We start from the raw sequence: 13,430 nt of genomic DNA, 5'->3' as shown, positions 1-13,430 counted from the left end.
CCATGATGATTATCGAACAGGCGGCGGCCCTCGTCTTCCAGCCCTACGTCCTGGGCGTGATCCTGCTGTCGGCCATCTTCGGCATGTCCGTCGGGGCGATCCCCGGGCTGACGGCAACCATGGCGACGGCCCTCCTGGTGCCGATGACCTTCTTCATGGAGCCGGTGCCGGCCATCGCCGCCATCGTGACGGCGACGGCCATGGCGATCTTTGCGGGAGACATACCCGCCGCGCTGCTGCGCATGCCGGGTACGCCGGCCAATGCCGCCTATGTCGAGGACGCCTACCGCATGACGATCAGCGGGCGGGGCGACGAAGCGCTCGGCGCGGCCCTGGTGTTCTCGGCCATCGGCGGCCTGTTCGGGTCGATCGTGCTGATGACCCTGTCGCCGGTGCTGGCCGAGATCGCACTGAAGTTCAGCTCCGAGGAATATTTCTTCCTGGTTCTGCTGGGCCTCTCCTGTGCCGTCTTCGTGTCGCCGGGCTCGCCGACGCGGGGTCTCATCTCGCTGCTCATCGGCCTGTTCTTCGCCACCATCGGCATCGACAATCCGTCAGGGGAGCCGCGCTTCGCCTTCGGCAACGTCGAACTGATGGCCGGCATCCAGTTCATTCCGGCGATGATCGGCCTGTTCGCCGTTTCCGAGGTGTTGCGCACCGTCACCGCCACGACGCCGCGCGGCGTCGTGCCGAAGATGGAAGGCGAGGGAATCTTCAAGTCGCAATGGAAGAACCTGAAGACCTACCCTGTGCAGGCGGCGCGAGGCAGCGTCACGGGCACGGCGCTCGGCATCCTGCCCGGGGCGGGGGCGGACATCGCCGCCTGGATATCCTATGCGATGTCCAAGCGCTTTTCGAAGCACAAGGAAAAATTCGGCAAGGGCCATGTCGAGGGGCTGGTGGAAGCCGGCGCAGCAAACAACTCGTCGGTCAGCGGGGCCTGGATCCCCGCTCTGGTGTTCGGCATTCCGGGTGATTCCATCACTGCCATCATCATCGGCGTCCTGTATGTGAAGGGCATCAACCCCGGCCCTGCAATCTTCATCAACGATCCGTCGTCGATCTATGCGATCTTCATCGTTTTCCTGTTGGCCAACATCATCATGCTGCCCCTCGGCTGGCTGGCCATCCGTGGGGCGCGGCCGATCCTGTCGATCCCGCCCGCCATGCTTATGCCGATGATCCTGATGTTCTGCATCGTGGGTGCGTTCGCCATCAACAACTCCATGGCCGGCGTCGTCATGATGCTGTTCTTCGGGCTGCTCGGCTTCTTCATGGAGGAGAACGATATCCCCATCGCTCCGGCCATCCTCGGCCTGGTGCTCGGCCCCATGCTGGAGCAGAACTTCATCTCGTCCATGATCAAGGCGGACGGCAACCCGATGGGCTTCTTCGAGCGGCCGATCGCGGCCGGGCTCGGCATCTTCACAATTCTCGTCTGGCTTCTGCCGCTTGTCCTCATGGCCTGGCGTCATTCGCGCCGCACCGCGCGGGCAGCCTGAGCGGACCGGTTCAGCAATCCTCGCCGAAGCGATTGGCGACGAGTTCGGCGATCGCCTCTATGGCGCCCTCGGCCTCCGGGCCGGTGGCCGTCACCTCGATCGTGCTTCCCTGGCTGGCTGCCAGCATCATCAGGCCCATGATGGATCGCCCGCCAACCGAAAAGCCGTCGCGGCTGATCGTCAGTTCGGCGTCGAAGCCCTCGGCGGTCTGGACGAACTTGGCGGAAGCACGCGCATGCAGGCCGCGCTTGTTGACGATGGACAATGTCCTCGATGTTGCGATTGCGGCCGGATCCGGTTGCGTCACGGCATCGACCATCGTCTACTTCCCTGCGAGAATGCGGCTTGCGACCGCTATGTATTTTCGGCCGGCCTCCTGCGCTTCGACAAGCGCGGCCTCCATGGGCCGGTTTTCCCGGACACGGGCCAGCTTGATCAGCATCGGCAGGTTGACGCCGGCCAGGACATCCACGTTACCCTCGTCCATCACGGAGATCGCGAGGTTGGATGGCGTGCCGCCGAACATGTCGGTCAGGATGATGACGCCGTCGCCCTTTTCGGCAGCGCGCACGGCGGCGACGATATCCTCCCGGCGCTGTTCCATGTCGTCGTCCGGTCCGATCGACACCGTCTCGAACGCTTCCTGTGGACCCACGACATGCTCCACAGCGGCCTTGAACTCCTTGGCGAGTTGGCCGTGGGTTACGAGAACCAGTCCGATCATGCCTGTCGATAGTCTCCACGCTTGCGCAATTGTGAGGCAGCCTTCGATTGTGCGCCTGCTTCCTGCGGGCCGCAAGATGCCGGACGACAACAGATGGAATTATTCGAGATTACAACGAAAATTGATGAAAACCGGCATTTCCGGCCGTTCGCAGCGCCGCAAGCGTGGTGCTGCCTGTGTGCGGTGCAACCTCGAGTATCAGCCCTGCGCCAGCACTTCGAGGATGATTTCCGCGCCAAGCGCCGCCTCCCGGCTGTGCAGGTGCACATGGCGAATCGATAAACCGCAAAGCTCGGCACTCGGCAGGTCCGGCAGGCGGGGCGGCTCCGTCGACAGGGCCGCGACAAGAGATATCTCCGCTTGCGGCAGGTGCGCCTGCGCGACGATGCCGACGCCGGAAATCTCGAGAAGGCCGGCGATGGAGGCCGGTGCGGCGCCGACCAGCCGGTCGCCTTCCCGCCGCAGCAGAACCTGATCGTCGGCCACAAGCGCGGCCTGCCGTCCCTCGCGGCGCGCCAGCCGGATGAGACAGAGGGCCAGCGCGGATTTGCCGGATCGGGCCGCACCGAGGATCAGCACGCCCCGGCCGTCGATGGAGACGAGGCCCGCATGCCTGTTGTCGCCGCTCATGCGTGCTCGGCAGGGAGCGAGATGATGAAGCGCGCCCCGGAGATTCCGCCGGGCGCATCGGCGGACCGGATGTTCTCGGCGGTCAGCGTGCCGGCATGCGCCTCCACGATCTGCCGGCTTATGGACAGGCCAAGCCCGGAATTCTGGCCGAAGGCCTCGCCCGCCGGCCGGTCGGTGTAGAAGCGCTCGAAGATGCGTTCCGTCTTCTCGGCCTGTATGCCGGGACCGTTATCCTCCACGGTCAGGATCACCCGCGTCTTCGATCGCTTCAGCCGTACCCGGACGCGGCCGCCCGGTTCGGCCGCGAACGAGCGCGCATTGTCGATCAGGTTGGTCAGGACCTGGCTGAGGCGCAGATCGTGGCCGGCCACGGCGAAACCCTTGATGCCCTGCGGGGGCGGTTCCACGGCGAGGTCGATGGCGACCGCACGCCCGTCGCGGCTGTGCGACCGTGCGCCATCCACCACCGAGGCGGCGAGCTTGTCCATCTGCACCGTATCCGACAATTCGCGCGCAAGCTCGGCATCGAGCCGGGATGCGTCGGAGATGTCGGTGATCAGCCTGTCGAGCCGCTTCACGTCGTGCTGGATGACGGCCAGGAGGCGCTGTCGCGATTCTTCGTTGCGCGCCAGGGGCAATGTCTCGACGGCGCTGCGCAGGGAGGTGAGGGGGTTCTTCAATTCGTGGCTGACATCGGCGGCGAAGGATTCGATGGCGTCCATGCGCGCGTAAAGCGCGTTCGTCATGTCGCGGAGCGATGTCGCCAGATGCCCGACCTCGTCGGCGCGGTCTCCGAAGTCGGGGATTTCCTCGCGGGCGTTGACGGAGCGCCGCACGCGCACGGCCGCGGCCGACAGGCGGCGCAACGGCGTGGCTATGGTGGAGGCGAGGAAGATCGACAGGAACACCGTCACCACGGCAGCGACGGCAAAGGTACGCACGATGGCCATGCGCTCGGCCTGCACGATCTTGTCGATGTCGCCGCCCTGCGTCGACAGCAGCAGCACCCCCAGTACGGCGCGGAAACGCTGGATGGGAACGGCAACGGACACGATCAACTCGCCGTTCTCGGTGGAGCGGACCACGGTCGACGGTCCGCCGGTCAGCGCGCTGAGCACTTCCGGGTAGGTGCTGCCGGAACCGCCGGGCGTCTCGTGATAGACGGGCAGGCTGGAGTTGCGGAACAGTTTGCCGACCTCGTCGCCCAGCCATTCGAAGGCGCCGCGTTCGGCCGGTTCCACCGGCGGCAGGTTGTACCGCAGGATCTGGCCGCGCGAGTAGAGATGGCGCGAGTCGAGGATCAGGTTGGTGTCGCGGTCGTAGATGCGGGCGCGAGTGCGGGTGGGCGAGATCAGGCGACGCAGAAGCGGCGCCACCCGTTCCGGGTTTATCGGAAAGTCGAGGCTGTCGGACAGGTCCATGCCGGGGGTCAGCGTGGCGCCGGCCTGAAGCTCCAGGAGGCGCTCCGGGTCGAGCGATATCGAGTTGGTCTCGACCGTCGCAGACGACGCGATGGCGCTGGCGATGATCTCGCCTTGCGTCAGCAGGCTTTCCACCCGCGCGTCGATCAGCCCGGCGCGGAACTGGTTCAGGTACAGGATGCCGGAAACCAGGACCAGCAGAGCGACCAGGTTCAGGAAGATGATGCGGCGCGTGAGCGACGAGAAGATCGTGTGGCCGAGCACCCAGCGGAAACGCAGGAGGGCACGACGCACAAAGGGAACCCGCCGCCAGCGCGCGCGGCGGGCGGACCTGCGAGTGTCCTCGCGCATGTCCGTCGTTGATACCAAGGCACGTTTCCCGTTTCTTGTCCGTGCCTTAGAGCGCCGTGCGTCCGTTCGGACGCACAAAGGTCGCTCTAAGTATTTGTCGGAGCATCGGATTTTCCGAAAACCGGATCCCACTTTCCGGTCCGATGCTCTAGCACTCGCGCGGCGAATGCGCGACAGCAATCTTCGTTAAATTTCGCGGAAGCGGTAGCCGACGCCGTAGAGCGTTTCGATCATGTCGAAGTCGTCGTCGATGGCCTTGAACTTCTTGCGTAGCCGCTTGATGTGGCTGTCGATGGTGCGATCGTCGACATAGACCTGCTCGTCATAGGCCGCATCCATGAGGGCATCGCGGCTCTTCACGACGCCCGGCCGCTGCGCCAGCGAATGCAGGATCAGGAATTCGGTGACGGTCAGGGTGACGGGCTTGCCCATCCAGGTACAGGTGTGGCGCTCCTGGTCCATGACCAGTTGCCCGCGCTCCAGCGACGCCTCGGGGCTGGCGCCCGGCTTCGCCGTCGCGTCGCGCGGGGCGCCCCGCCGCAGGATGGCCTTGACGCGTTCGACCAGCAGCCGTTGCGAGAAAGGTTTGCGGATGTAATCGTCGGCGCCCATCTTGAGGCCGAACAGTTCATCGATCTCCTCGTCCTTGGACGTCAGGAAGATGACGGGCAGATCGGACTTCTGGCGAAGACGTCGCAGAAGTTCCATTCCGTCCATGCGAGGCATCTTGATGTCGAAGATCGCCAGATGCGGGGGTCTTGCCTGAAGCCCCTCCAGCGCCGACGCCCCGTCCGTGTAGGTTTCGACGCGGTAGCCTTCACTTTCGAGCGCGATCGAAACAGACGTCAGGATGTTCCGGTCGTCGTCGACCAGTGCGATGGTGGGCATGTGCGAACAATCTCCAAATCAGCGATCACCTGCATATCTGGCGGGCAATTGTGGCATTTCTACCACAATCGCCCATCGGGAGGCCAGCGATCCGGGCGGACCCCCCATCCGGACCGGCCATCCCGTCGGCGATGCCTTGCAGACAAGCAGTTTGCGACAGCGCCATGATTAAATATTAGCCCATGGCCAAACTCGCAAATGGAAGAATAAAACGATTTAAATCATGTGATAATTTTTTGAAACGATTGAATTACTGTGTTGAAACAGTAATCCATCAAAAAAGCCTTGCTGTTTCTGTTGCGGCCACGTATTTGCCGTTGCAGAGGTTGGGGCGTTGCCCTGGCCGGGGCCGCCTGTGCGGCCTCGCAACTTTGCGGAGCGACATCACGATGGAAGAAATCGGGCAGAGAAATCCGGCCAGCGGCATCGAGACGACGGGGCTTTCCGGCCTGGCCTCCGTGCGCTGGAACCTGACCGAAGCCGATCTTGTCGAGGCCGCCATCCGCCGCGGCGAAGGCCGCCTGACGGCCCATGGCGCTTTCCTGGCAACGACGGGGCAGCACACCGGGCGGTCTCCCAAGGACAAGTATGTCGTGCGCGATGGCGAGTCCGAGGCCCGCATCTGGTGGGACAACAATAACGCGATGGAGCCGGCGGCGTTCGAGCAGCTCTACGCCGACTTCAAGGCCCATGCCGAGGGGCGCGATCTTTTCGTTCAGGACCTCGTCGGCGGGGCCGACAAGGACTACGCGATCAACACGCGGGTCGTCACCGAGTTCGCCTGGCATTCGCTGTTCATCCGCAACCTGCTGATCCGCCCGGACGTGCGGGAGCTTGCGCGCTTCGTGCCGGACCTGACCATCATCGACCTGCCGTCCTTCCGCGCGGATCCGGCCAAGTATGGCGTCCGCTCCGAGACGGTGATCGCCTGCGACCTTACCCGCAAGATCATCCTGATCGGCGGCACGGCGTATGCCGGCGAAATGAAGAAATCCGTCTTCACGGTGCTGAACTATCTTCTGCCCGAAAAGCACGTGATGCCCATGCACTGCTCTGCCAATGTCGGCGCCGACGGTGACGTGGCCGTCTTTTTCGGCCTGTCCGGAACCGGCAAGACGACCCTTTCTGCCGATCCGCGCCGTACGCTGATCGGCGACGACGAGCATGGATGGGGCGAGCATGGCGTCTTCAACTTCGAAGGCGGCTGCTATGCCAAGACGATCCGCCTGTCGGCCGAGGCCGAGCCCGAAATCTTCTCCACGACGCGCCGCTTCGGCACGGTGCTGGAGAATGTCGTGCTGGACGAGCGTCGCGTGCCCGACTTCGACGATGGCAGCCTGACCGAGAACACCCGCGCGGCCTATCCGCTGCACTACATCGCAAACGCCAGCGAGACGGGGCGTGCCGGCCATCCGCGCAACATCGTCATGCTGACGGCCGACGCCTTCGGCGTATTGCCGCCGATTGCCCGCCTGACCCCGGCCGAAGCGATGTATCACTTCCTGTCGGGCTACACCGCGAAGGTGGCCGGCACGGAGCGCGGCGTGACCGAGCCGGAGGCGACCTTCTCCACCTGCTTCGGGGCGCCTTTCATGCCGCGCCATCCTTCGGAATACGGCAACCTGCTGCGCGACCTGATAGCCGAGCATCAGGTCGACTGCTGGCTGGTGTCCACCGGCTGGACGGGCGGCGCCTACGGCACCGGCAAGCGTATGCCGATCCGCGTGACGCGGACGCTGCTTGCCAGCGCCCTCGACGGATCGCTCCGCAATGTCGATTTCCGCACCGATCCGAATTTCGGCTTCGAAGTGCCGGTTGCCGTTCCGGGCGTCGAGGATGCGATCCTCGACCCCCGCGAGACCTGGGCCGACAAGGGCGCCTACGACGCCCAGGCACGCCGCCTTTCGGAAATGTTCCGCAAGAACTTCCAGAAGTTCGAAGCGCATGTGGACGCCGATGTGCTGAAGGCCGCTCCCAGCATCGCCCTGGCGGCCGAGTAAGACCGCCCGTCCGGGCACTTTCGGAAACAGGATCGCCCGTCGCACGCCTTGCGTGCGGCGGGCATTTTCGTGGATAGAGAAGTGCCACAGCCAGCGGAGGATGGTTCGATTTCTGACGATCGCGACGACGACCGGCCGGGAGGCGACCTTGCCGTTTCACGCCGTGTCGTCATACCTGCCGCCGAACTGGAAGAAAGCTTCATCCGGGCCGGTGGCCCGGGCGGCCAGAACGTCAACAAGGTGGCCACTGCCGTGCAGTTGCGCTTTCTCGCGGGGTCATCCTCCGTCCTGTCGGAAGAGGTCAAGGCGCGGCTTCTGAAGCTTGCCGGGCAGCGGGGCACGAAGGACGGAGACATCCTGATAGAGGCGTCCCGCTACCGCCTGCAGGAACGGAACAGGCAGGATGCGCGGGAGCGGCTTGCGGATCTCGTCCGGCAGGCGCTCGTGCCGCCGCCGCCGCCGCGCCGCAAGACGAAACCCTCCAGGGGCGCGGTCGAGCGTCGCCTGAAGGAGAAGAAGGGGCGGTCGGGCATCAAGCGCATGCGTGGCCGCGTCGACGATTAGCCAGGATCGCGAAAGCGTGTTCCCCTTTGCCATCCAAATGCCCCGATCCATATCAGGATGACAGTATCCAACACTTGAGGAGCAAGGCCTATGATCGGCCGTCGAACGTTCCTGGCCGGAGGAGCCGTCGCCCTGGGCGCCGCCGTCACCGGCATCGCATTCAGGACGGGCGCGCAGGAAGCGAGCTTTCCCGTCGTCATGACGGATGCCGAGTGGCGGCAGAAGCTGAGCGCGGACCAGTATGCCGTCCTGCGCCAGGAGGCGACGGAGCGACCCTATTCCAGCCCGCTGAACAGCCAGAAGCGGCGCGGCATCTATCGGTGCGCCGGGTGCGACAGCGACGTCTACAATTCGTCCACCAAATATGATTCCGGCACCGGATGGCCGAGCTTCTACGAGGCGATCGACGGTGCGGTCGGCACGAAGACGGACTACAGGCTCATGGTGCCGCGGACCGAAGTCCACTGCGCGACCTGTGGCGGGCATCTGGGGCATGTGTTCGATGACGGGCCGCCGCCCACCGGCAAGCGCCATTGCATCAATGGGGTGGCGTTGGCCTTCTCGGCCGGCACGCGCCTCGGGTAAGGCCTTAACCATTCATTCATTCTGCGGGGCCATCCTGATCCAACGGGGATGTTGAAGAGCCCGGGTAACGTTGCCATATATCTGCAGAAGGGATGGGAGTGCCGATCTTGGGCTCTCGTCCGAAAAGTCGCTTGATACAAGGACTTGTCGCAGATGAGCAGGATGACTCCGTTCTCTAACCCTCTTTTGCTCGGCTTCGATAGCGTCGAGCGGACGCTCGAGCGCCTGCAGAAGAGCGGAGACGGATATCCGCCCTACAACATCGAACGCATCCATCCGGATGCCGGAGATGAACGCATCCATCCGGATGCAGGGGGCGGCGATACGGTCATCCGGATCACGCTGGCCGTCGCCGGTTTCGGACCCGGCGACCTCGATATCACGACCGAGGAAAACCAGCTTACGATCCGCGGCTCGCAGGCCGACCAGAAGGACCGCGATTTCCTTTACCGGGGTATCGCCTCCCGTCAGTTCCAGAGGAGCTTCCTCTTTGCCGACGGTATGCGAATTTTGGGGGCGGAGCTTCGCAACGGTCTTCTCCTGATCGACCTGGCAAGGCCGAAACCCGAGCGTGTCGTCAAGAAAATCGACATCGTCGTCGCCGACTGACGATCTCGAACCTGCTCGAAGGAGGAGCCAACATGACCAATGTCCATTCCGGCCCTTATACCGACAGCGAATTGGCTGCCTTGGGCGAGGGACACATCGCATATCTTCGTCGCATGTCCTCCGATGACATCCGCGCGAAGTTTCCGTCCGCCCAGTCGATCCGTCCCGGGTTGAACCTGTGGGCGCTCTTTTCGGCCGATGGAACGCCGCTGGCCGTGTCCGACGATCGCGGCAGCATCCTGGCCAGCGCCAGCGAAAACGAGCTTCTGACGGTCAGCCTTCATTAAGAGGCCGCTTCGACGCCTGTCAGGCGGATACGCCGCCTGACAGCATCAGCCCATAAAGACCCTGGCGGTCGTCGGCGCCGCGCAATGCCGCGACCGTGCCTGGATTGCGCAGCATACGCGCCACGCGCGACAGCGCTTTCAGATGATCTGCCCCGGCCTCTTCCGGCGCAAGCAGCAGGAAGAACAGGTCCACCGGCTCGTCGTCCAGCGCCTCGAAGTCGACGGGCCTCGGCGCGCGGCCGAAGACGCCGACCATCCGCTGAAGGCCGCGCATCTTGCCATGCGGTATGGCGATGCCGTTACCCACGCCCGTGGATCCGAGTTTCTCCCGCTTGACGATCGCCTCGAAGATCTCGCGCTCGTCCAGCCCGCTGAGCTCGGCGGCCCGTTCCGACAATTCCTGCAGGATCTGCTTCTTGGAGTGTCCCCTCAGCGCCGGGATGATGGCATCCTGAGTGATGAAGTCGAGCGGCATGGTCAGGGTTCACGCTTTCTGTTCCGGGCATGGGCGGAGCGCATCATGCGTCCCCGTCGCAGAGCGGGCATGCTGTAGAACAAAGCGCGGACAATTGGAACCGGAGATTACCTCCCGCTTCCGCGACCGCGGCCGTCCTGGAAACGAGGGTGGGGCAGGCGAACCGCCCTTCAAGTCACGGCGACGCCGGATCGCCGGAATGTGAGAAAAAGGCCCCCGCGCGATATTTCGAGCGTTTCCGGCTCATACGGAAACACTTTGGCGGGGGCCAGGTCGCTGTCAGGCGCGATCGCGCAGGGTGGACGGGTCCACCCATCCGACATTGCCGTCCGGCCGGCGGTAGACGATGTTGATTTCGCCGCTGCCGGCATTCTTGAAGATCACCACGGGGCTGTCTCGCCGATCGAGCTCCATCACTGCGCCGGCGACCGAGAAGATGCCGACGGGGAAGGACGTCTCGGCCACGATGGCCGGGGCGTAGTCCTCGGGAATGTCGTCGTCTTCGTCCGGGAGCGGTGCGAAGACGGAATAGGCCACCTCCGAACTCTTGCCGTTCAGTCCCGCCTTGTGGTCCTTCAGGCGCCGCTTGTAGCGACGCAGGCGTTTTTCGATGCGCTCGCACGCCTCCTGGAAACTGTTTTCTGGATCATGCGCCATTCCGGCGGCCTGGAAGGTTACGCCCGTGTCGAGGCGCAGGGAGCAATCGGTGTTGTAGCGTGACGACTCCTTGGACAGGACGACGGAACCGGAATAGTTGCCGTCGAAATATTTCGCGACCTGTTCCTTCAGCCGGTCTTCGATCCGGGTCCGAAACGATTCACCGACATCCATGTGCCGGCCCGATACGCGAATTGTCATTCCTTTTCCCTTCCCTAGTATGACGCGGGGCGTACCCCGACGCCGTCGAAGCAGGCCCGCAGCACAGGAGCGTAATCCTGTCGCAGGCAGGAGCAAGCAAAACTTGGCGCGCCTGCGGGACCGCCGCTTCAGCAACGCATGACGATGCGGCGGCGTTGCGGCGCCGAGCCACAATCGAAAGTGATGGGGACGTCAGGAAGCGAGGCGCCTGGCGTTCAACTCGCGGCGCCGCTGGATGGACGACGAGAGGCCCAGCGCCTCGCGATACTTGGCCACGGTTCGCCGCGCCAGGTCGATGCCGTCTTCCTTGAGTTTCAGCGCGATATCGTCGTCCGACAGGACATTGCCGGCCGTCTCGGCCTCGATCATCCGCTGGATGCGCAGTTTCACGCTTTCGGCCGAATGCGCATCGCCGCCATCGGTGGCCGGGATCGCGACCGTGAAAAAGAACTTCAACTCGAAGGTGCCGCGCGGGGTCGCCATGAATTTGTTGGCGGTTACCCGGCTGACGGTGGATTCATGCAGCGAAACCGCCTCGGCCACCGATGCCAGCGTCATCGGACGCAGGCCCTGCACGCCACGCTTCAGGAACTCTTCCTGCCGACGGACGATCTCCGCCGTTACCTTGAGGATCGTGCGGGCGCGCTGGTCCAGCGAGCGGATCAGCCAGCCGGCCGAATTCTGGCACTGCGCCAGATACTCCCGTTCGCCTGTGGACGCTGCCCGCGAGACGATGTCGCTGTAATCATTGTGGACGATCAGCCGCGGCAGGGCGCGGCTGTTCAGACGTACGCGCCATCCGGAGCCGCCATCGGACGACACAAAGACATCGGGCACGACGCTGTCGATCGTCCGGTCGCCGAACTGCAGGCCGGGCTTCGGGTTCAGGCGGCGGATTTCCGCCAGCGCTTCCACCAGGCCGTCCTCGTCCTCGCCCGTCAGGCGGCGCAGGGTGGCAAAATCGCGCTTGGCCAGAAGATCGAGGCGGGACAGGATGCCCGCCATCACCGGATCCATCCGGCCCCGTCGCGAAAGCTGGATCGACAGGCACTCGGCAAGGCTGCCGGCAAACAGGCCGGCCGGTTCGATCGCCTTGCGAATGCGGTCGAGACAATCGACGACCTGAGGAACAGGGCAGGAAAGGGACGCTGCGATATCCTCGGCCGGCGTGCGCATGTAGCCCGCCTCGTCGAGATGCATGGCGAGCGTCTCGCCGATCGCCCGCTCGCCGGGCGGCAGTATATCGCCTAGTTCGGCGACGACATGCCCGAGCAGGCCCGGCCTGTCGTCGGCGATGTCGTCCATCGTCGGCAGTCCGCCCGCCGCGGATTCCGGACCGTGCCCCCGCCGCGATCCGCCGGCGTCGCCATCGCGCAGCTCGGGCGCGGCGCCGTCGGAAAAGGCCAGCCGGCCGTCCTCGCTGCCAGTCAGCTCTCCGGACGGGATCGTCGATGGGCCATCGGGCGCCTGCGGCAGCACGGATGCCGTCCGGTCTGCCGAAGGGGCCAGTTCCAGAAGGGGGTTCTGCTCGATCTCGCGCTCGATGAAGCCCTGCAGCTCGAGCGCCCCGAACTGCAGCAGCCGGATCGACTGGAGCAGCTGGGGGGTCATAACCAGAGATTGGCTCTGGCGGACCTGGAGCTTCATGGACAGGTTCATGCGCTATCGATCGCCGCAGGATGATGGACGATTAGAAGAAACTGGTCCGCATCTTGCATGTCAAGCTCATCCGCGCGTGTCACAGCCGCGCGGCTACTATCAGTAGGTGAATTGCTCGCCCAGATAGATGCGCCGGACGTCGGAATTCGCGACGATCTCGTCCGGCCGGCCGTGGGTCAGCACCGCGCCGGCATGCATGATATAGGCGCGGTCGATGAGCCCCAGCGTCTCGCGGACATTGTGATCTGTGATCAGCACGCCGATCCCGCGCCGGGTCAGATGGCGCACCAATTCCTGGATATCGGAGACGGCTATGGGGTCGACGCCGGCGAACGGCTCGTCGAGCAGCATGAAGCTCGGCCGGGATGCGAGTGCCCGCGCGATCTCGCAGCGTCGCCGCTCGCCGCCCGACAGGGCGGTCGAAGGCTGCTTGCGCAGGTGGGCGATGCCGAACTCTTCCAGGAGCGCGGTCAACTGCCGCTCTCGCTCCTTGCGGTCGGGCTCGACCACTTCGAGCACGGCGCGGACGTTTTCCTCGACCGTCAGGCCCCGGAAGATCGAGGCTTCCTGAGGCAGGTAACCTATGCCGAGGCGCGCCCGCCGGTACATCGGAACGCGCGTTATGTCGTGGCCGTCGAGTTCGATGCGCCCGCTGTCCACCGGCACGAGGCCCGTGATCATGTAGAAGCAGGTCGTCTTGCCGGCGCCGTTGGGGCCGAGCAGGCCGACCGCCTCGCCGCGCCGTACGCCCACCTCCACGCCGTCCACGACGCGGCGTCCACGATAGGTCTTGGTGATGCCGCGCGCCACGAGGGTGCCGGCGGGGTAGGCATCGCGAGCGGTGGCCGTCCGTGCCGCCGCCTCATCCGTCGACATG

The 13,430-nt window shown here is 64.6% G+C and carries 15 protein-coding genes; 6 read left to right on the top strand and 9 right to left on the bottom strand.

All coding sequences use genetic code 11. The annotated features are described in order from the left end of the window. The first annotated feature begins 2 nt into the window (after positions 1-2). The gene (locus NDN16_RS01415; protein ID WP_251111830.1) at positions 3-1,502 is read left to right on the top strand and encodes a tripartite tricarboxylate transporter permease; all 1,500 of its coding nucleotides are present in this window, start codon (positions 3-5) and stop codon (positions 1,500-1,502) included. Between the two features lie 10 nt (positions 1,503-1,512). Here NDN16_RS01415 and NDN16_RS01410 read toward each other — a convergent pair whose 3' ends face one another. The 5 genes from NDN16_RS01410 to NDN16_RS01390 all read right to left on the bottom strand — a co-directional run bounded on the left by NDN16_RS01410 (position 1,513) and on the right by NDN16_RS01390 (position 5,516). Further along, complete coding sequence (locus NDN16_RS01410; protein WP_251111829.1) at positions 1,513-1,821, bottom strand: HPr family phosphocarrier protein; 309 nt, start codon at positions 1,819-1,821, stop codon at positions 1,513-1,515. Between the two features lie 3 nt (positions 1,822-1,824). Then, the gene (locus tag NDN16_RS01405; RefSeq protein ID WP_039188321.1) at positions 1,825-2,226 is read right to left on the bottom strand and encodes a PTS sugar transporter subunit IIA; all 402 of its coding nucleotides are present in this window, start codon (positions 2,224-2,226) and stop codon (positions 1,825-1,827) included. A gap of 198 nt (positions 2,227-2,424) precedes the next feature. Further along, positions 2,425-2,856, bottom strand: coding sequence for an HPr kinase/phosphorylase (locus NDN16_RS01400; protein ID WP_251111828.1), 432 nt, complete (start codon positions 2,854-2,856; stop codon positions 2,425-2,427). Beyond that, the gene (locus NDN16_RS01395) at positions 2,853-4,628 is read right to left on the bottom strand and encodes a stimulus-sensing domain-containing protein (protein WP_251112077.1); all 1,776 of its coding nucleotides are present in this window, start codon (positions 4,626-4,628) and stop codon (positions 2,853-2,855) included. Before NDN16_RS01395 ends, NDN16_RS01400 begins: the two co-directional genes overlap by 4 nt. 186 nt (positions 4,629-4,814) lie before the next feature. Next, the gene (locus NDN16_RS01390; RefSeq protein WP_251111827.1) at positions 4,815-5,516 is read right to left on the bottom strand and encodes a response regulator transcription factor; all 702 of its coding nucleotides are present in this window, start codon (positions 5,514-5,516) and stop codon (positions 4,815-4,817) included. Positions 5,517-5,905: 389 nt separating this feature from the next. On the opposite strand from NDN16_RS01390, the gene NDN16_RS01385 reads away from it, so the two are divergent. The 5 genes from NDN16_RS01385 (at position 5,906) to NDN16_RS01365 (ending at position 9,561) form a co-directional block, all read left to right on the top strand. Continuing rightward, on the top strand, positions 5,906-7,516 hold the full coding sequence (locus NDN16_RS01385) for a phosphoenolpyruvate carboxykinase (RefSeq protein ID WP_251111826.1): 1,611 nt from the start codon (positions 5,906-5,908) through the stop codon (positions 7,514-7,516). Positions 7,517-7,624: 108 nt separating this feature from the next. Then, the gene (arfB, locus tag NDN16_RS01380) at positions 7,625-8,080 is read left to right on the top strand and encodes an alternative ribosome rescue aminoacyl-tRNA hydrolase ArfB (protein WP_251112076.1); all 456 of its coding nucleotides are present in this window, start codon (positions 7,625-7,627) and stop codon (positions 8,078-8,080) included. 90 nt (positions 8,081-8,170) lie between these two features. Beyond that, entirely contained in the window at positions 8,171-8,665 is a 495-nt protein-coding gene (gene msrB, locus NDN16_RS01375) for a peptide-methionine (R)-S-oxide reductase MsrB (RefSeq protein ID WP_251111825.1), read from the top strand. A 153-nt stretch (positions 8,666-8,818) separates the two neighbouring features. Next, the gene (locus NDN16_RS01370; RefSeq protein ID WP_251111824.1) at positions 8,819-9,274 is read left to right on the top strand and encodes an Hsp20 family protein; all 456 of its coding nucleotides are present in this window, start codon (positions 8,819-8,821) and stop codon (positions 9,272-9,274) included. A gap of 32 nt (positions 9,275-9,306) precedes the next feature. Further along, positions 9,307-9,561, top strand: a complete 255-nt coding sequence (locus tag NDN16_RS01365) for a DUF1150 family protein (RefSeq protein ID WP_039188332.1) — start codon at positions 9,307-9,309, stop codon at positions 9,559-9,561. A 19-nt stretch (positions 9,562-9,580) separates the two neighbouring features. On the opposite strand, the gene ptsN is transcribed toward NDN16_RS01365, so the two are convergent. The 4 genes from ptsN to lptB all read right to left on the bottom strand — a co-directional run bounded on the left by ptsN (position 9,581) and on the right by lptB (position 13,429). Continuing rightward, complete coding sequence (gene ptsN / locus NDN16_RS01360) at positions 9,581-10,036, bottom strand: PTS IIA-like nitrogen regulatory protein PtsN (protein ID WP_251111823.1); 456 nt, start codon at positions 10,034-10,036, stop codon at positions 9,581-9,583. A 279-nt stretch (positions 10,037-10,315) separates the two neighbouring features. Beyond that, positions 10,316-10,894, bottom strand: a complete 579-nt coding sequence (gene hpf / locus NDN16_RS01355) for a ribosome hibernation-promoting factor, HPF/YfiA family (protein ID WP_251111822.1) — start codon at positions 10,892-10,894, stop codon at positions 10,316-10,318. Between the two features lie 192 nt (positions 10,895-11,086). Further along, positions 11,087-12,541 (bottom strand): RNA polymerase factor sigma-54, encoded by a 1,455-nt coding sequence (gene rpoN, locus NDN16_RS01350; protein WP_251111821.1) that lies wholly within the window; start codon positions 12,539-12,541, stop codon positions 11,087-11,089. Positions 12,542-12,652: 111 nt separating this feature from the next. Then, positions 12,653-13,429, bottom strand: coding sequence for an LPS export ABC transporter ATP-binding protein (lptB, locus tag NDN16_RS01345; RefSeq protein ID WP_251112075.1), 777 nt, complete (start codon positions 13,427-13,429; stop codon positions 12,653-12,655). Position 13,430: the final 1 nt, after the last annotated feature.

Origin of the sequence: Aureimonas altamirensis (genome assembly GCF_023702225.1) — a bacterium.
Lineage (GTDB): Bacteria > Pseudomonadota > Alphaproteobacteria > Rhizobiales > Rhizobiaceae > Aureimonas > Aureimonas altamirensis_B.
Note: the sequence above shows the minus strand (reverse complement) of the source record. Positions and strands in the feature narration are given on the sequence as shown.